At 57.9% G+C, this 17602-nt stretch carries 19 protein-coding genes; 15 read left to right on the top strand and 4 right to left on the bottom strand.

Annotation, left to right across the window (positions count from 1 at the left end):
• Positions 1 to 7: 7 nt before the first annotated feature.
• A complete protein-coding gene (locus tag R3F50_11720; GenBank protein MEZ5490972.1) occupies positions 8 to 1684 on the bottom strand; it encodes an amidase family protein in 1677 nt (558 codons plus the stop codon).
• 416 nt (positions 1685 to 2100) lie between these two features.
• Here R3F50_11720 and R3F50_11715 point away from each other — a divergent pair, with 416 nt between their 5' ends.
• Complete coding sequence (locus R3F50_11715; protein MEZ5490971.1) at positions 2101 to 2913, top strand: DUF2189 domain-containing protein; 813 nt, start codon at positions 2101 to 2103, stop codon at positions 2911 to 2913.
• Positions 2914 to 3092: 179 nt separating this feature from the next.
• On the opposite strand, the gene R3F50_11710 is transcribed toward R3F50_11715, so the two are convergent.
• On the bottom strand, positions 3093 to 3467 hold the full coding sequence (locus R3F50_11710; GenBank protein MEZ5490970.1) for a hypothetical protein: 375 nt from the start codon (positions 3465 to 3467) through the stop codon (positions 3093 to 3095).
• Positions 3468 to 3751: 284 nt separating this feature from the next.
• Between R3F50_11710 and htpX the strand changes: the two genes are divergently transcribed.
• The 6 genes from htpX to R3F50_11680 are packed head-to-tail and all read left to right on the top strand — an operon-like array spanning position 3752 to position 9167.
• A complete protein-coding gene (htpX, locus tag R3F50_11705; GenBank protein MEZ5490969.1) occupies positions 3752 to 4603 on the top strand; it encodes a protease HtpX in 852 nt (283 codons plus the stop codon).
• Between the two features lie 14 nt (positions 4604 to 4617).
• On the top strand, positions 4618 to 5475 hold the full coding sequence (locus R3F50_11700; GenBank protein ID MEZ5490968.1) for a metallophosphoesterase: 858 nt from the start codon (positions 4618 to 4620) through the stop codon (positions 5473 to 5475).
• Positions 5472 to 6227: a VTT domain-containing protein gene (locus tag R3F50_11695; protein MEZ5490967.1), complete on the top strand. Its 756-nt coding sequence runs from the start codon at positions 5472 to 5474 to the stop codon at positions 6225 to 6227. Before R3F50_11700 ends, R3F50_11695 begins: the two co-directional genes overlap by 4 nt.
• Positions 6224 to 7216, top strand: a complete 993-nt coding sequence (locus R3F50_11690; GenBank protein ID MEZ5490966.1) for a phosphatidate cytidylyltransferase — start codon at positions 6224 to 6226, stop codon at positions 7214 to 7216. Before R3F50_11695 ends, R3F50_11690 begins: the two co-directional genes overlap by 4 nt.
• Complete coding sequence (locus R3F50_11685; protein MEZ5490965.1) at positions 7213 to 7833, top strand: CDP-alcohol phosphatidyltransferase family protein; 621 nt, start codon at positions 7213 to 7215, stop codon at positions 7831 to 7833. The genes R3F50_11690 and R3F50_11685 overlap by 4 nt, the downstream gene beginning before the upstream one ends.
• A gap of 38 nt (positions 7834 to 7871) precedes the next feature.
• Positions 7872 to 9167 carry a hypothetical protein gene (locus R3F50_11680; protein ID MEZ5490964.1) on the top strand — a complete coding sequence of 432 codons (1296 nt, stop codon included), beginning with the start codon at positions 7872 to 7874 and terminating at the stop codon, positions 9165 to 9167.
• A gap of 28 nt (positions 9168 to 9195) precedes the next feature.
• Here the strand turns inward: R3F50_11680 and R3F50_11675 are convergent, their stop codons facing one another.
• Positions 9196 to 10035, bottom strand: coding sequence for a uroporphyrinogen-III synthase (locus R3F50_11675; protein ID MEZ5490963.1), 840 nt, complete (start codon positions 10033 to 10035; stop codon positions 9196 to 9198).
• Between the two features lie 229 nt (positions 10036 to 10264).
• Between R3F50_11675 and R3F50_11670 the strand changes: the two genes are divergently transcribed.
• From R3F50_11670 to R3F50_11640, 7 genes are all read left to right on the top strand, one after another.
• Positions 10265 to 11392, top strand: coding sequence for an ADP-ribosylglycohydrolase family protein (locus R3F50_11670; GenBank protein MEZ5490962.1), 1128 nt, complete (start codon positions 10265 to 10267; stop codon positions 11390 to 11392).
• A gap of 95 nt (positions 11393 to 11487) precedes the next feature.
• Positions 11488 to 12255, top strand: coding sequence for a TerC family protein (locus R3F50_11665; GenBank protein ID MEZ5490961.1), 768 nt, complete (start codon positions 11488 to 11490; stop codon positions 12253 to 12255).
• 89 nt (positions 12256 to 12344) lie between these two features.
• The gene (locus tag R3F50_11660; GenBank protein ID MEZ5490960.1) at positions 12345 to 13325 is read left to right on the top strand and encodes an amidoligase family protein; all 981 of its coding nucleotides are present in this window, start codon (positions 12345 to 12347) and stop codon (positions 13323 to 13325) included.
• A complete protein-coding gene (locus R3F50_11655) occupies positions 13298 to 13963 on the top strand; it encodes a gamma-glutamyl-gamma-aminobutyrate hydrolase family protein (GenBank protein ID MEZ5490959.1) in 666 nt (221 codons plus the stop codon). The genes R3F50_11660 and R3F50_11655 overlap by 28 nt, the downstream gene beginning before the upstream one ends.
• Complete coding sequence (locus R3F50_11650; protein MEZ5490958.1) at positions 13960 to 14391, top strand: YqaA family protein; 432 nt, start codon at positions 13960 to 13962, stop codon at positions 14389 to 14391. Before R3F50_11655 ends, R3F50_11650 begins: the two co-directional genes overlap by 4 nt.
• A 58-nt stretch (positions 14392 to 14449) precedes the next feature.
• Entirely contained in the window at positions 14450 to 14698 is a 249-nt protein-coding gene (locus R3F50_11645) for a hypothetical protein (protein MEZ5490957.1), read from the top strand.
• Positions 14699 to 14994: 296 nt separating this feature from the next.
• Positions 14995 to 15207: a hypothetical protein gene (locus R3F50_11640; protein MEZ5490956.1), complete on the top strand. Its 213-nt coding sequence runs from the start codon at positions 14995 to 14997 to the stop codon at positions 15205 to 15207.
• Positions 15208 to 15319: 112 nt separating this feature from the next.
• Here the strand turns inward: R3F50_11640 and R3F50_11635 are convergent, their stop codons facing one another.
• Positions 15320 to 16753, bottom strand: coding sequence for a DegQ family serine endoprotease (locus R3F50_11635; GenBank protein MEZ5490955.1), 1434 nt, complete (start codon positions 16751 to 16753; stop codon positions 15320 to 15322).
• 406 nt (positions 16754 to 17159) lie between these two features.
• Between R3F50_11635 and R3F50_11630 the strand changes: the two genes are divergently transcribed.
• Positions 17160 to 17549 (top strand): DUF6491 family protein, encoded by a 390-nt coding sequence (locus tag R3F50_11630; protein MEZ5490954.1) that lies wholly within the window; start codon positions 17160 to 17162, stop codon positions 17547 to 17549.
• Positions 17550 to 17602 lie beyond the last annotated feature (53 nt).

The raw sequence follows: 17602 nt of genomic DNA, 5'->3' as shown, positions 1-17602 counted from the left end.
GTGATCCCTAGGGCATAGCTGGCGGGGCAACCCGGCTTTGCGTCGCCTGTTCGAAGTCATAGGCCAGCTCGATCAGCCTGGCCTCGCTGCAGGCCATTCCCGTAAAACTGACACCAAAAGGACGTGGTAGGGGCTCAAAGTCAGACGGCAGCGGCGGGTCATACTCCGCCGGCACCATGGCGAACGGCACAATGACTGTCGGATAGCCTGGCCGGGCGGCTATTCCGGCACCGCTGGAGGCGGGAAACAGCAGGGCATCCAGATCCAGATCGGACATGACTTCATCGATACCGTGGGTCGCGTTCAGGTAAATATCACGCATCCGGTCCTGCTGATAACTGTCACGGGAGGCCTGCAGATCCAGTTCATCGGCACCGTCGAGGCGTGCCTGCCCATACTTGAGGGCTCCACGGGATTGATTGTTCAGGTTCCACTGCCGCAGTGCCGTCAGCGAGCTGACCGGCGCCGCTGCGCCTAATGTGGCCAGCCAGGCATTGAAGTCCCGTTTCATGCCATAGGAGAGAACGCTGCTATCAGGAGCGGCAAGCAGGTTCTGTTGCGGGTCTGGATCGATGACACTGGGTATATTGGCCGGGTCCACAAGGATCGCGCCCTGCTCCCTCAATACTTCAATCACCGCAGCCATGACTGCTCTCGACTGGTCGTTCAGCAGACCTCTCGTTTCCTCTGCGCCGGGCACGGCAACTTCCTCGTAGTAAAGCGCACGCGGGATACCGATGCGCGCACCCTGCAATCCATCCTCGCGCAGGTGTGGCGTGTAATCATTGTTGGCAGGCGCCCTGCAAATGGACGTGGCCGAATCATTAGGATCGGCGCTTTCCCCCTCCAGCACACCCAACATTATCGCCGCATCGGTTACCGAGCGGGCCATCGGCCCTGCTGTATCCTGGTCGGCTGTTATCGGAATGATTCCCCAGCGACTGATCCGCCCGACCGTGGGTTTGATAGCGGCCAGCATGTTCGCATTTGCCGGTGAAAGAATCGAACCGGATGTTTCAGTACCTACATTGGCGGCCCAGAAGCTCATGGCTGTGCCGATACCTGAACTCGACCCGCCAACACCCATTACCGGGCGCCCGTCATTGAACCCCTCGCGCGGATCACGCCGTGGATCGTAGGGGTTAAGGCCATAGCCCCCTACCGTGCTGTAATTTCCGGGCATACCTGAGCCGATAAAATTGGCCAGCTCAGTCATCACCGTCTTGGCAATGATGATGGCACCTGCATCGCGCAGGTTCTTAGCCAGGGTGGCTTCATAGGGTGGTACGAAATCCCTGAAAGCCAGTGCGCCCCCGGTGGTTGGCATATCTGTGGTGTGTATGTTGTCTTTCAGCGCTACGGGTATGCCGTGCAGAGGTCCGCGGATGAATCCCCTGGCACGCTCGGCATCCAGCCTGTCCGCCTCGGCCAGCGCCTGTGGATTGACAGCCATCACCCCATTGACTTTTTCTTCGTAGAGCGCAATGCGTATAAGATGTTGCTCCACCAGCTCACGGGCGGTCGTCTGCCCCGACTCCATGGCCTGCCGCATTTCCGGAATGGAGGCCTCTACTATGTTGAAGCCACTGTCACCACTGGCCGCCCAGGCACTTTGCGCCACCCAGGCAATGGCCAACACCACGACAAAGTAACCCCTGTAAACCCGACTCGCTAATCGACTCATAATGATTCCGTATTCGTTGGTTGGTCCGTGCCCGGCTGGATCTGCGCGTTTACCCGGGCTGTCAACAGGTTTTATGCGTATCAGTTCAGATTAAAGCCAAAGCAGGATTCTCAATGGCGCGGGTGCCCCACATTCCTGACGACCAGAATGTACCACATCTGCTGCCCAGCACAACGGGCAGAGTGAAGCCAGGCATAGCGATGCGGCAAAGGGGCTGTATTCTGGCTCACGTTGCGGTTAGACTATTCCCCCAGATAGGTGTTTCTTAGAATTGGCACTGACAGAGTGAGAATTTTGAGAGGAAATCTATCCTGCAGTGGCTGCCAAGGCAGATCGTAGTTAGATAGACTAAAGGGCTCTTCGCAATACCCGTCACTCTGTGTGCCTGTGCGTTTATACGGATAGGAGGTACCACTATGACTGACTTAGCCCAACGACCCGACAGCCCCCTGTTTGAGCACTTGCAGCTCAGCCCCAATGAAATAACGATCAGAAAGATTACCGTGCAGGACCTGCTGGAGTGCCTGCGCAAAGGGTATGAGGATTTCAGCGCCAAGCCTGGGACCGCGATTCCTCTGCTGGCACTCTACTACCCGCTGGCTGCTCTGGCCCTTACTTTATTCGCCTTCAACCAGGAAGCACGCTACCTGGCTTTTCCGCTGGTTGCTGGCTTTACCCTCTTCGGCCCCATCGTCGCGGTGGCCTTCTTCGGTATGAGCCGATCTCGCCAGGCGGATGAGCCGATGCGCTGGCGCACCGCTTTCAGATTTGTTCACTCTGCAGCCTTTGCGCCGATACTTGCCCTGTCCGTCTTCATGAGCGTGCTGTACCTGGGCTGGCTTTATGCAGCAGAACTGATCTACTTCGGTATTTTCGGATCCTTTGCCCTGGATTCTGTCAGCGCCTTCATCAACCAGCTGTTCACCTCCAGAGAAGGCTGGCTGCTGATCGCCTACGGCAATTTCGTCGGCTTTCTGTTTGCCTTTGCGGCCATGGCGCTGTCGGTCGTGTCATTCCCGCTCGCACTGGACAAACCGGTTACGTCTATCACCGCCGCCAGCGTTTCCGTTCGCGCCTTTACTGCAAATGCCTATGTGCTGGGCGTTTGGGGTATTATCGTGGTGGCACTGCTGGCTTTGGGGGCTGCCGCATTTCTTTTGGGGCTGACGGTGGTGCTGCCGGTACTGGGTCATGCCACCTGGCACCTTTACCAGAAGCTTATTGACTGAATTTACAACCCACCAGAGCAGGGAACAGAAAGAAGCTGGCAACAATCGAAAATTTCGGGACGGCAACCTGAATCGCAGTCCGGTTGCCGTCCCCGGAACGCGGTTATCTGGCCGCTGATTGCAGGAGAGCGCCTCTGATTGATTGCTGCAGAGTGCTGCGCCACTGAGAACGAGAACCACTACAAAAGTGTCAACCTCTGCCAGGGTGCAATTAAGAGATAGTAAATTATCGCAGCCAGGGCCGCCGATGCACCCAGCACTTTGACAACATCGCCGCTCGACGTTTTCCTGGTTGCCTCTATCCGGTCGATCTGGTCATAGGTTACGGTTATGCCGGCGCCCGACATGCCGCTTTCACCAATCGATTCAAGAACGAACTCATACGCCTCGCCCGACCTAGTTGAAATTTTAACCACATCGCCGACCTCGAGCGTCGCCATCAACTCCTCGGGAGACTGATCATCCCTGTTCATGGAGGCGCATGAGGATACGAAACAGGCGATTAGAGAAAGTCTGGTCGTAAGACGCAATCCGGCTGTAACCTTAAATGGCATAGGCAAGCCCTTTTCAATTACCGGGCTGCAACTGTAATCGAGCAGGCTTTGGCCCACTTTGATTCAGGACAAACCCGCTCCCCCACCACACAGCCCCGGCACATTGACACAGAGCAAACTGAAAGGCGGTTTCTGCAATAGTCCCGGCGTTTACGCTGCTCGCGGCAGATTACCGCTATACTGTCCTGAAATTAACCGTCATGGCCTTTAAAATCACGGATTTGAGTCCATAATAACGGTTGAAACGCAGGCAGTTTACGGGCCCCATTACGCAGGAGTTGTCAATGAAACGTATCTTTTTGTTTGTAGCCACTAACCTGGCGATTCTCTTTGTGCTGGGCATTGTCCTCAGTATCCTGATGCCGATGCTGGGTCTGGATCAAAGCAGCTACGGCGGCCTGCTGGTCATGTGCGCCGTATTCGGCATGGGCGGCTCGTTTATCTCCCTGCTGATGTCTAAATTCATCGCCAAGCGCAGTGTCGGTGCCCATGTGATCGAACAGCCCCGCAATCAGGAGGAGTCCTGGCTGCTGGACACCGTCAGACGCCAGGCCCAACAGGCTGGAATCGGCATGCCCGAGGTGGCGATTTACGACTCACCGGAAATCAACGCTTTCGCCACCGGGGCCAATCGGAATGACGCGCTGGTAGCGGTCAGTACCGGCCTGCTGCGTAATATGACCGCAGACGAGGCGGAAGCGGTGCTCGGCCACGAAATCAGCCACGTCGCCAACGGCGACATGGTGACCCTGACCCTGATTCAGGGTGTACTTAATACCTTCGTGTATTTCTTTGCCCGCGTTGTGGCGAACATAGTCAATCGCGGCAGTGACAGCGCGATGGCCTACTTCATGACTGTCATGGCATTCCAGGCCATATTCGGCGTCCTGGCCAGCATTATCGTCATGTGGTTCTCCCGTCACCGTGAGTTTCGCGCAGACAATGGTGGCGCCCAACTGGCTGGCCGCCAGAAAATGATCGACGCCCTCGAACGCCTGCGCAGCAATCAGATGGACAGCCAGCTGAATGGGCAACTGGTGGCTTTCGGTATTCGCGGCAAACACGCCTTCGCCGAGCTGTTCATGAGCCACCCGCCACTGGAAAAGCGCATTGCCGCTCTTAAAAGCCAGGGCTGACAGGAACTCGGACCGTGACCAGGATTCTGCAAATTTCAGACCTGCATTTCGGCCCACCTTTTGTACCGAAAGTTGCAGAAGCGTTAATGAACACCGTCCCGGATCTGAATCCGGATGCGGTCGTAGTCAGCGGCGACCTGACTCAGCGGGCGAAGCGTGAGCAGTTCATGGAGGCGCGGGCCTTTTTTGACCGGTTTGCACCAACACCCATGCTTATCATTCCCGGGAATCATGACGTCCCTCTGTACCGGGTGTTCGAGCGGCTCGCCAAACCCCACGCCCTTTACCGGGAGATCATCTGTGACGACCTGAATCCAGTCCTGGAGGTAGGCAATGTGGTACTGGTGGGTCTGGATTCCACCGCGCCGCGTCGCAGTATCTCCAACGGCATTATTTACCAGGACCAGCTCGACCACGTGGAGCGGACACTGAATACCGTGCCCGAAGACAAGGTGAGAATCGTGGTGGCGCACCACCATTTCGCCCCCGGCCACGACCGGGTCATCGACATCAGCATGCCCAAGACCCGGCGTGCTATAGACCTTTTCGTGGATCACAATGTAGAGATGATCCTGGGCGGCCACCTGCACCGCGCCTACATCGGAAATTCGCTGGACTTCTTCCCCCATAAACGGGATCGCGGTGTCATCATCGTGCAGTGTGGCACAACCACTTCCAGCCGCGGTACCGGGCGCGAGAAAGACGAGAATACCTTTAACGTGATCGATGCGGGGCCTGACACACTGGTCGTGACGCACTTTATCTACTACGAAGCCGAAGGAAAATTTGCTCCGCTCAGCAAACACATTTTCCCTCGCCGGGGGCGACCGTTCGACGCCGGACTACACGCCAGCCGGAAGGACTTTTCATGACCCTCCCCAGGCCAGGCCGGAACTACCGCAAGCCGCTGGTGCTGCTGGCATCAATCGGGTTCCTCGTCGCTCTGGGCTGGTATGTCAACAACTACGCGTCACTGGATGCGCTGATTACTCAGGAACTGGTGGTGCGCGAGGCAATAGCCACCCACCCTCTGCAGTCTTTCTTTATCGGTTTCGCCATCTACCTGGTGCTGTCACTGGTACCTGGCACCGGTGGCAAGGGCGTCATCTATGGCTGGCTGTTCGGCTTCTGGCAGGCGGTGACTATTGTCACCGTGGGACTGACTATTGCTGCCATGCTGATTTTCTACCTGAGCCGCTACCTGTTCCAGGAAGCCATCGAACGACGCTACACGCGTTTTCTTGCTCTCATGAACAGGCATCTGGAGAAAGAGGGGGCCTTCTATCTGTTGACCCTGCGGATGGCGCACGCCCCCTACTCCATAGTCAATCCGGTCAGTGGCGCCAGCCGGGTGCGCAGCTGGACTTTTTTCTGGACCACCGCCATCGGCCTGTTACCGGCCAATATGATCTGGGTCTACGTAGGATTGCGATTACCGTCACTGGAAGAACTCGCGGCAACTGGACCCGATGCGTTCATTGACCTGCCCCTGGTTATGGCGCTGGTCGGTTGCGCTGGGCTGCCCCCACTGGTCCGGTTCCTGGTGGGCCGATTCGGCATCCCTGGCAATGACATTCACGTTCACGATGCTACGGTGGAAAGCCAGGCAAAGGAGGTCCGATGATAACTGCCCCTGAACCCGCCCTTGTCTGGGCCCTTGCCGGGCTGATGGCCAGCCTGATTCTGGGATCTGCGGCACGCTTCATCGCGCTCCGCCAGGCCGATGCCGAAACCCGTAAGAAAAGGTTTACCAGCCTGCGAACCTGGTGGATGCTGGCAATCGCGGTGAGCCTGGGCCTGCTGGCAGGCCGTCCGGGAATCGTGTTGCTGCTGGGAACCGCCAGCTGCATTGCCTGGTTCGAGATTACCGCCATGTTCGGTGCCCGACCGCAGGATCGGCCGGCCATACTGGCCGGTTATGGTTTGATCGTTCTTAATTACCTGCTGATCCTCACCGGCCAACTGAGTTTGTTTCCCGCTTTCCTGCCGGTTGCGGCCCTGTTCGCGCTCGCCATCCCGCTCCTCATCCAGGGCGAACCAAAAGGCTATATCCGTTCGGCCGGCGCACTGCTCTGGGGAATCCTGTTCCTGGGCTATGGCGTTTCCCATGCCGCCCTGTTGATGATTCTGCCGGCTTCATCCAGCGGCCCCATGGGCGCGGCGGGCTGGTTTCTGTTCCTGGTGATTCTCACCGAAACCGACGACATTTTTCAGGCCGTGATCGGCAGACTGTTTGGTGCACATAAACGTCATCGCATCTCTCCGGTAATTTCCCCCAACAAAACCTGGGAAGGTTTTCTGGGTGGCATGCTGGTTATCGTGGTACTGGCCCCGCTGCTCGCGCCCTGGCTGACGACGCTGGGTCAGCAGGCGGGCCCGCTTTCCCTGCCCGGGTTCCTGCAACCGATTGTCGCACCGGTTCTGATCGCGGTGCTGATTTCCATTGCCGGGTTTTTCGGCGACATCAACATGAGCGCGATCAAGCGGGACTCCGGCGTCAAAGACAGCAGCAAGCTGCTGCCCGGCATGGGAGGAGTGATTGACCGGGTGGACAGCCTCACCATGACGGCCCCGATGTACGTCTATTTTCTCACCTGGTGGGCCGCCGGATGATGCGCCAGGTAACACCGGACCGATCCAGTGCAGAGCCGGAAATTTCTGACCGGCTGCTGACGATTCCGAACCTGCTGTGCCTGGTGCGCCTGCTGGGATCGATAGCCCTGGTTCCCGTTGCCCTGCAGGGCCGCAATGAGTTGTTTCTGTGGCTGTTCCTGATTCTGGCGGGCACAGACTGGCTGGACGGCAAACTGGCCATTCTGTTGAATCAACGCTCGATTTTCGGCGCCAGGCTTGATAGCTGGGCGGACGCGGCACTCTATGCGGCCCTGGCATTCGGCGTGGTCGTGCTGTACGGGGAAACCCTGTCCGTAGAGATGCCCTGGATCGGCATGGCGCTGGGCAGCTACCTGGCTTCGACAGCGGCCGGCTTCTGGAAATACCGGCGCTGGCCCAGTTACCACACCCGTGCCGCCAAGACGTCCTGGTTGCTCACCGCGGTAGCCGTTATTGCCCTGTTCAGTGACTGGTCGACCCTGCCACTTCGCATTGCCGCCGTGGCGGTCACCCTCACCAACTTCGAAGCCCTGGCAATTACCCGTATTTCCCCCCGCTGGCAGGCAGATGTCACCTCGTTCTACCATGCCTGGCGCCAGAACAACCAAGACCGCTGAACGACAAGTTCTTGTCAATGATTGCTGGAGTCTAGCTCTTGAAACTTTTACTTCGCCTGTTGCTGCTGGCTGTTCTGGTGTCGATTGTCGGCCTGGTATTTTCAGTTTTTCTGATCGTGCAGAATGAACCGATGCTGGCCAGCAACTCGCAGATCACCGTCCAGGACGTCAGACGGGCTCGTGCCTTCATGAAAAGTTCAGACCCTCGCGGCCTCCGGTCAGGCGAAATGTCAGCCTTTACAATCAGCGCTGAAGACCTGGAGGTGGTGGTCAATTACGGCCTCAGTCGCCTGCTGGGTGGTGCGGCTAAAATCGACATGGAAGAAGGTCGCGGTACCGCAGCAATTACAATGAACCTGCCCGAGAACCCGCTCGGTGCCTACCTCAATATAAGCGCCGAGGTGTCGCAGTTGGGCGACACCCTGGTGATTGATGCGCTACGGGTTGGTGGCCTGACCATTCCGGGCAAGGCCGCGGATCTGGTGGCCCGCAGAGCACATCGGGAATTACAGCGGATTCCTGAATACAAGGCAGCAGTCGAGGCGGTGAACGGTTTCAGTATTGCCCCGGGGCGGCTGAACGTAGTTTACCAATGGCAGCCCGAATTACTGGATCAACTGTCCAGTCGCGGACGGGAACTGCTGGTTTCAGCCGAAGACCGGGAACGACTGCTGGCCCACACCCGTAACCTGTCCGAACTGACCCGCTCTGGAGACCTGCCCGCCACAACCTCAGCGGCCCACCTGCTGGCGCCCATGTTTCAGTTTGCCCAGGCGCGGGGAGGCGACCCGGTAGCCGAAAACCAGGCCGTGCTGCTGGTCGCCGGGATGACCATTCTGGGCATCAATGTGCCGAAAGCACTGGGGGTGCCGGCCGACAGCATCCCGCCACCGCGCAGACGCCGGCTGACCCTCTCCGGCCGACGGGATTTTGCCCAGCATTTCCTCGTCTCCGCAGCACTGACAGCAGGCACCGGCTCAGTGCTGGCGGACACCATCGGACTGCTGAAAGAACTCGACGATTCTCAGGGTGGCTCCGGTTTCAGCTTCGCCGATATCGGTGCCGACCGGACCGGCGTACGTTTTGCCGAGCTGGCCATTGCAAGCCCCGCCAGTGCGCGGGCGGTGCAGTCCCTGCTCGCCGCGCAGCCGGAGGAGACCCTGTTCATGGCGGACTTTAAAGACCTGCCGGAATTCATGCCGGAAGCAGAATTCATTGCCCGCTTCGGAGGCGTTGACCAACCTGCCTACAATGCCGTCCTGGAGGAGATTGAAAGCCGTATCGCAGCCACTCAATTCTTCAGCGCGCTGGGTAATCGGGCAACTTCGGATTAATTACCACAACGCCCTGGCCTTCAGCCTGCTATCCGTTGCGGTGCAGGTAGCGTTCTATCTCACGCACCATGGGCTTCATGAAATAAGAGCCCTGAGGGCTGATATGCACGGGAACGCCATGCTCGGCCAATTGCCCCGCCACCACCGGGCCAACCGCCGCCACCAGCGTCTGTCGCAGCCCGTCCAGTAGCCGGCCTTCCTGACCGCCAGCTCGCGCGACCTCCAGAAGGCGCGCAAACTGCGGCTTGCTGGTGAAGGCGATCAACCCGATGCTGCCAGCATGCAGCTGCTCTATCAGGTCACTGACCTGCCGGGCATCGGCCTCGGCAGCATACACATAAGGCGCCACTGGCAACACCCGGGCTCCCCGGCTGGCCAGATAGTCCATCAAGGGCCGGTTGGGATCTTCTCCGTACAGTTGCACCGCCACTTTCTTAGCGGTCAGCTCGAGCTCATCCAGGGTGGCGATTATACCGCTGGTGGTTGGTTGCCGGCCCTGCAGATCCGGTTTCAAACCCAGCTCCTTGAGAGCGCGACCGGGTTTCGGGCCCCTGCACACTTTGGTTGTGTTTGACAGGGCGGTAATGAATGCCTCCCGGCACCCTGCCCGCTCGGCGAATCCGGCCAGTCGACGCACTCCCTCACCCGTCAGGATGACCAGGTAATCCGTCCTGTCGGCGCAGAATTCACGCAACCAGGACTCAACCGCCGTGCGGTCAGGACTGTCCAGTATGGTCACCAGCGGGACGCGAATGACTGCAGCGCCGCGTCGCTCGAACATGGCAGCGAGGACGTCCAGCTGGCGTGATTCCGGCAGAGCGACGGTGTGGCCTTCCAGGCTGGAGGCGATGGGGAGCTTTCTGGTCATGACTGAACTGGTGCCTTGCTGATGCCTGACGGATGAGTTGACTTGCGCGGCACACACTATTGCAAAGGGCCGCCGTTATTTCAATGGCCGCCGCTAGGGCTCCGAGACCGATCGGCGGAATAGAACCGCAAGCACGCTGGTGACGTATTGCAATCGAAACCTGGGAATGAAGCGCCTGCCAAATTGAAACTCTCATTGAAACTCTCCCAGTAAACTGGAATATCTGCTTATGAGCCATCTCGAGCCGTTGCGACAAAGGGCCGCCTGCGCCCTGAAGACTGCCTTTGTCGGTGACGCACTCGCCATGCCCGTGCACTGGTATTACAACCCGGCCGACATCTTCAGGCAGTTCCCAGGCGGCATTCAGGGCTTCGAGGCGGCGCCTGCGAACCATCCCTCATCCATTATGTCGCTGCACTCGACCGCACAGGGTGGACGTCGCTCCGGCCGGCAGACCAGCCGTGACATTGTCGGCGAGGTCATCCTCAAAGGGCGCCGGAAATACTGGGGCGATTCCCGCCTGCACTACCATCACGGCATGCAGGCGGGTCAGAACACCCTCAATGCCCACTGCGCCAGAGTGCTTATGCGCTCCCTGGCAGGCTGTAAGGGGCACTATTATGACCCTGCTCCGTTCCTGCAGGCCTACATCGACTATATGACCGCCGATCCACCAAGACACCCCGACACCTATGCAGAGTCCTATCATCGCGGCTTCTTCGCCAACCTGGAGGCCGGCAGGCCAGCGGACCAGTGTGGCGCGGTAACCCACGATACGGCCTCTATCGGTGGCCTGGTGACCATCGCGCCGCTGGTGTTTGCGGAGCGTCTGTCCGGCACCGGGGTTGCCGACATCCAGGAAATCGCTCACCGGCACCTGATGCTGACTCACCCGGACCAGGCCCTCGGTGAGGTCTGCGGCAGCTATGTGGCGCTTCTTTGCGACCTGCTGGCATGCGAAACCCGGGACCAGGCCAGGGGGATTATCGCCGCCTGCGCTCGCGACAGCGCGCGGCTGGACCTGCCCAGGCTGCTGGACAGGAATCGCAGCGATTTCGAAATCGTCGGCGGGCTTTTCTCCTCTGCCTGTTATATCTCCGGCTCCTGGCCTTCCGTGCTGTATCTGGCTTATCGCTACCTGGGCGACAGCAGGGCGGCACTGCTGAACAATGCCAACCTCGGTGGCGATAATGTACACCGGGGGTTTGTGCTGGGCACGATCCTCGGGCTGACGGAATGGGAGTCAACCGCGACACTGTTCGGGCAGCTGCAGGACTGCCGGGAACTGCACTCGGAAATAAACGCCCTGCTGCCAGCATGCGGCCTGCCCTCCGATGCAGTACCACCGGTAAATTGACAAGGGATTCCTGCTGGCGCCCTTCTTATTCCTGATTCAGCAATTGTGCGCAGTCACTAGCTGACAGATGTCCTGGCAACGATTACCATGGGCCCATGGAATACCTGCTGACCTTACTGACAGACCCCGCCGCCTGGATTGCCCTGGCGACCCTGACACTGATGGAAGTGGTGCTGGGAATCGACAACCTGATTTTCGTCTCCATCCTGTCCAATAAACTGCCGGAACACGAACGTACCCGGGCCAGGCGCATCGGTATCACCGGGGCGCTGGTGTTACGCCTGTTATTGCTTGGCACCGTCGCCATCATCGTGCAGCTGACTGACCCATTGTTCACAATTTTCGATAACAGTTTCTCCTGGCGCGATCTGATTCTTATTGCCGGTGGTCTTTTTCTGGTCTGGAAGGCGACCACGGAGATTCATGAGCACGTGGATCCCTTCCCCGATGAGGAAAGCGAAGCAGGCAAAGTCATCACCTTCAGTGTCACTGCGGTAGTTGGTCAGATTCTGGTGCTGGACCTGGTATTCTCCATCGACAGCATAATCACAGCAGTGGGCATGAGCGATCACATTCCGGTCATGATATTGGCAGTAATCATCGCGGTGTCAGCCATGCTGCTCGCTGCGGATCCATTGGGGAACTTCATCCATGCCAATCCAACCATCGTCATGTTGGCGCTGGGCTTCCTGTTGCTGATCGGCACCACTCTGATTGCCGACGGTTTTGGTGCACACGTGCCGAAAGGCTATATCTATGCAGCCATGGCCTTTTCTGCCTTCATCGAGGGGCTGAACATGATGTCCCGAAGGGCACGCCTGCGCAAACGTGAGTTACAGCTTGCCACGGACCAGATTGACTGACCTGGCAATGGCAGAATCCGAGCGCATCACTCCCCGGATAGGCCACGCTTAGTTCGCACGAACCGATCGATGTTTAGGAGCAGTCGGCTTTGGGCCACAGCCAACACAGGTACAGAACGCCACCCCGAATCAACAATGCCGACGGTAAACTTCGCACTGTCGGCTTCGAGCTTGAATTCGCCGGCCTGACACTGGACGAGGCAAGCGCTGCCGTGCGACAGGCATTGCATGGCGAAGTCTCCACAGCAACAGCGGCCGAGCAGAAAATCACCGTTGAGGGTCTGGGCGAGTTTGGCGTTGAAGTGGACTGGGACTTTTTGAAAAGGCTCGCTCAACAACACCAGGCACGCCACTACGAACTCAGCCTGCTCAGCGATACCGCCAGCCTGCTGGTGCCCGTCGAGGTAGTCTGTCCGCCGATTGAAATCACCGCATTATGGCGCCTGGACCAACTCGTTACCAAACTGAGACAAGCGGGCGCCAAGGGCACCGACAATTCCCTGCTTGCCGCTTACGGTGTACATGTCAATGCAGAGATTCCCGAACTGTCGGCGCAGGTTATTGACGCCTTTCTGAAAGCCTTCTGCCTGTTGCAATGGTGGTTGGTAAAGACGCACAAGGTCAATCTGACCCGCCGCATCACGCCCTATGTCGACCTCTACCCCGACCGGTACCTCAGACAGGTCATCTCTGCGCGGGAACCGGCATTGGCTCAGATCATCGACGACTACCTGGACCACAACCCAACCCGCAATCGCGCGCTGGACATGCTGCCGCTGTTTTCGGAACTGGATGCAGAGCGCGTAACGGCAACCGTGGAGGATCTGCGTATCAAGGCGCGGCCCACTTTCCACTACCGGCTCCCCAACTGCCTTATTGACGAGTCTGACTGGTCGCTGGCGGAGTCCTGGAACACCTGGTGTATCGTCGAGGAACTGGCCGCCCGGCCGGAGGATTTAGCCTGCCTTTGCGACGAATTCCTGCTTCATTGGCGCCCGGCATTTGGCGTTGAAGAGGCCGCCTGGATAAACAGGATTGACCAATGGTTGAGCGAATCCGGATTGGCGTAACCGGCAACAGCCGCAGAATTTCACCCAGCTGGTATTGCGCGGCACTGGCGTTGCGTCTGGCCGGCGCGGTTCCCGAGCGCATTCATGTCCGGCAAGCACCAAAAGACCCCGGTCTTCGGGGGCTTGTCATTGGTGGTGGAGACGATATCAGCCCGGAACATTATGGCCATGATATAACAGAAAAAATTAAACCTGACCCGGAACGGGACAGAATGGAAATACACTGGATAGAAAAGGCTCTGGCGGAAAACATCCCGATGCTGGGAATCTGCCGCGGCGCCCAGTTGATTAACGTCGTCCTCGGCGGCAATCTCTATCAGGATATACGGCCTCTGCGGCTACTCACGCATAACAGACCGGGTCTGCTGCCGACCAAGCAGGTGCAACTGGAGCCGGACAGCCTGGTGGCAAAAGTTTGCGGGCGACATAAACTGCGGGTCAACAGCCTGCACAGTCAGGCAATCAAGGACCACGGCGAGGGTGTGATGACGGTCGGGCGGGATCTGGACGGCATAGTCCAGGCCATCGAGTATCTGCGCAAACCGCCGGTCATAGGAGTACAATGGCATCCAGAGTACCTGCTCTATCTGCCGTCACAACTGGCCCTGTTTCAATGGCTGGTCCGGGAGGCCCGATGATAGGGTCGTACTTTCTACTTTTCACCAGCGCCTTCCTGGCGGCCACAATTCTACCGTTCTACTCCGAAGTGGTGTTGTTCGCTCTGCTGCGCGCAGGCGGCGATCCTGTTTCCCTGTTAGTCGTGGCGACCCTGGGAAATACGCTGGGAGCGGCCGTCAACTGGGTTATGGGCCGCTACCTGCTGCACTTCCAGGACCGGCGCTGGTTCTATTTCAAGAAAGAACAGCTGGAAAAGGCGCAGCAATGGTATGGTAAATACGGATTCTGGTCACTGCTGCTTGCCTGGTTACCAATAGGTGGTGATGCCCTGACATTTATCGCCGGAATTTTAAAGGTCAGGTTATGGTTATTCCTGCTTCTCGTTGGCACGGGAAAAGCCGCCAGGTATATCTCAATCGTATATTTGAATGCCTGGTCTGGTATTTAAGGAATCTCCAAAACTGTGTTAGGCTGGTAGCGCACTCATGATCTGTGGAGCAGAAACCATGGAACAGTCGAAACTGACACTGGACGAAATGATTAATGATCCTTCGAGCCACTTCAAGCACCCCCGCGAAGTCCTGCAACTGAAGAAGCTGACAATACCCGAGAAGCGATTGGTACTTGAATCGTGGAAAGTTGACGAGTGGGAATTGTCTACCGCAACGGCGGAAAACATGGGCAGTAGAGATGCCAACCGCCTGCCGGAGGTCATCGAGGCTCTGCAATGGCTCGAACAACAGGAATCCAACTGACCGCTTTCTCAGTACTGCCTGGGGAGCCTCTGCGAAAGTAACCTCCGGTTAATTACGGGCGTCCACCACCGTCTGAGCCGAGGTTCACCAGGGCCTGTTCACACTAATCTGAATTATGCCTCCAGCGTTGTTGGAATTCGCTTATTTGAAACGACTGAACTACACTCATTCCGCCTGGCTGGAGGTAAAAATGACCTCCAGCAGCGGCAATCAAATCAGTGTGAACGGGCCCTAACCTGTCCGTCACGGCGGACCGTTGCAAATATCCGCATAAGGCGGCCAGGGAGAAACCCGATTTGTCAGACAAGAACAGAAAGAAACCCCGGGTAATCCGGGAAGAAGTAAAGGATCGCCACACCAGCCACTGGGATCTCGACTACGTATCCCGCGCGGAACTGGAAGAATTAATGACCCGGCCAAAAGTCTCGCCGGCAGATGGCGGCTCCCTGGAACAACAGGACAAGTCTTCTATCCAGAAGACTGGGAAATCCCGCTCCGACGACAGTTAAATACACCCCCGCAACATCGTGCAGCGCCGATGTCACGGGGTTTGGTCCTGTTTGGCCGGGAGCGCCAGGGAGCCTCGAATTACTTACCACAACGCTCTGCGCCTACTCAGTGTTACCACTCCAGCACAACGTAGCGCTGACCGCCACTGGTCCTGATCAACAGTAACACGCGCTGTTCGTCAGCGCTGTCCTGGATCGCCCGGTTGAACGCTTCGGCACTGTTTATCCGGTTGCGATTAACCTCCAGCACAATCATACCCGCCTGGATACCCGCCTGTTCTGCAACCGAACCGGGTGCTACCTGGGTGACCACCACACCCTCAACGGCTGTCATGTCGAACTGGCGGGCCAGTTCCGGCGTTATCGTCTGCACGGTAATACCGACCTCATCGGCACTTTCAACGCTGTCCCGGGAAGCTACCTGGGCACCTTCCAATGCGCCGATAGTGACACTAAGGTTTCTACGCTGGCCATTTCGAATAACGGTCAGCCTGGCCTCGGTGCCTGGCGCTGTCAGCGACACCTGATTACGAAATGCGCCTACACTCAGCACGTCCTCGCCCTGGTATTGGACTATGATATCGCCCTGCTCTAAACCGCCGGCGGCAGCCGGCGAGTCAGGCGAGACCTGGGCAACGAGGATACCCTGTGTCGAGTCAAGGTCGAAGGACCGGGCCAGATCCGCGTTGAGATCCTGAATGGTTATACCAAGGTAACCGCGGGACACTTCGCCTGACTGCATAAGCTGGTCGGCGATAAGACTCGCCAGATTACTGGGTATGGCAAATCCGATACCCTGGTAGCCACCACTGCGGCTGACTATGGCCGTGTTGATACCGATAACTTCACCATCCAGATTAACCAATGGCCCGCCGGAATTACCAGGATTGATAGCCGCGTCCGTCTGAATGAAATCCTCGTAGTCGCTGATTCCCAGACTTGTCCTCCCCAGCGCGCTGACCACACCGACCGTCAGACTGTGACTCAGCCCGAATGGATTACCGATTGCAACCACCCATTCTCCCACCTCGAGATCCGCCGAATCCCCCAGCTTCAGGGCTGGAAAATCAGCTCCCTGAATTTCAATGACCGCAACATCCGACTGCGGGTCGGTGCCGGTGATTTGCGCATCAAACTCCCTGCCGTCATTAAACGTGACGACGATGGAATCCGCCCCCTCCACCACGTGGTTGTTGGTAAGGATGTAGGCCTTGTCGTTAAGCACACCGGTGTCCACACTGAAAACAAACCCGGAACCCGCGCCCTCCGCGCGACGCTGGGAAGGCGGTTGCTGGGGAGTTCCGGGAAAGGGCTGACCGAAAAAACGGTCAAAAAAATCGTCGCCGAAAGGTGTATTAAAGGACCTCTGGGCTGTCTCAACGGCGCGTTCCGTCCGAATGAACACCACGGAGGGAGAGACCTGCTGCGCCACCGAAGCGAACGCGCGACTGCTCTCGCGCAGGCTCTCCAGCCCGTCCTGGGCGCCCGCGGTATGAGAGAACAAGACCACCAGGCCCCAGACAACAAGCTTGGTCAGTTGATTCATAAAAGCCTCCTGTAACGGTTAAGGAACCTCTGATTAATTACCAAACCACAGGCGCGGTTGAACTGGATCGACCCGCCTGCCCTGTCAGGAACCTTTGATAACATGACGCGAACCTCTGCCGGAGGCTGTTCAGCGTCTCAGCGCGTAATTCATGGCTCCCCTGACTCTACATAGGAGCGGTTGGGGAAATTTCAACGGCCCGCTTGTGCGAAGCCCGACACAGTAAGACGGCAGGACAGGGACCAGACCTGCCCTGGATTTGCTGGTAACCGGTGCGCTGCCGATATAACGTGTAAGTGCCTGGCCGTGACAACAGAATTCCGAGCAATCTCTGACTTGCCACACAGATGTGTGCCGTTAGACTGGTGGCTGTCACTGTCCATCACATGACAGGAGGAAATAAGGCATGAAACTGACAACTTTTCTTGCAGGAATAGCTCTGATCTCCGGCCTGACCGCTTGTGCCGGCGATTACGAGAAGCCTGATATCTCCCAGCGATTGCTTGATATGGGGCTGGAAATGGGTGAAGCCAACTCCCGCATCCCCCGCTACCGGGTAAACGGCTGGACCTCCATCGACGAGTACTACCTTATCATTACCGCCGGCGTCAACGACCGCTACCTGGTGGAGCTGACCACCCCCTGCCAGGGGCTGACCGGCGCCTTCTACGTGGGGTTCAGTACTCCGGATTTCGGACTCGACCGCTTCGACAACATCATCGTCCGCGGCATCGATCGACGGCCCGAAGTATGCCGGATAAGGGATATCACCCGACTCTATCCCATCGACGAATAGGCGCAAAAAAAAGCCCACGCAAGCCCGAAGGCTGCGTGGGCTGAGTCACCCTG

The organism is Gammaproteobacteria bacterium (assembly GCA_041395725.1).
In the GTDB taxonomy this organism is placed as follows: Bacteria; Pseudomonadota; Gammaproteobacteria; order Pseudomonadales; family Pseudohongiellaceae; genus NORP240.
This window is presented reverse-complemented; position numbering and strand designations above follow the sequence as displayed.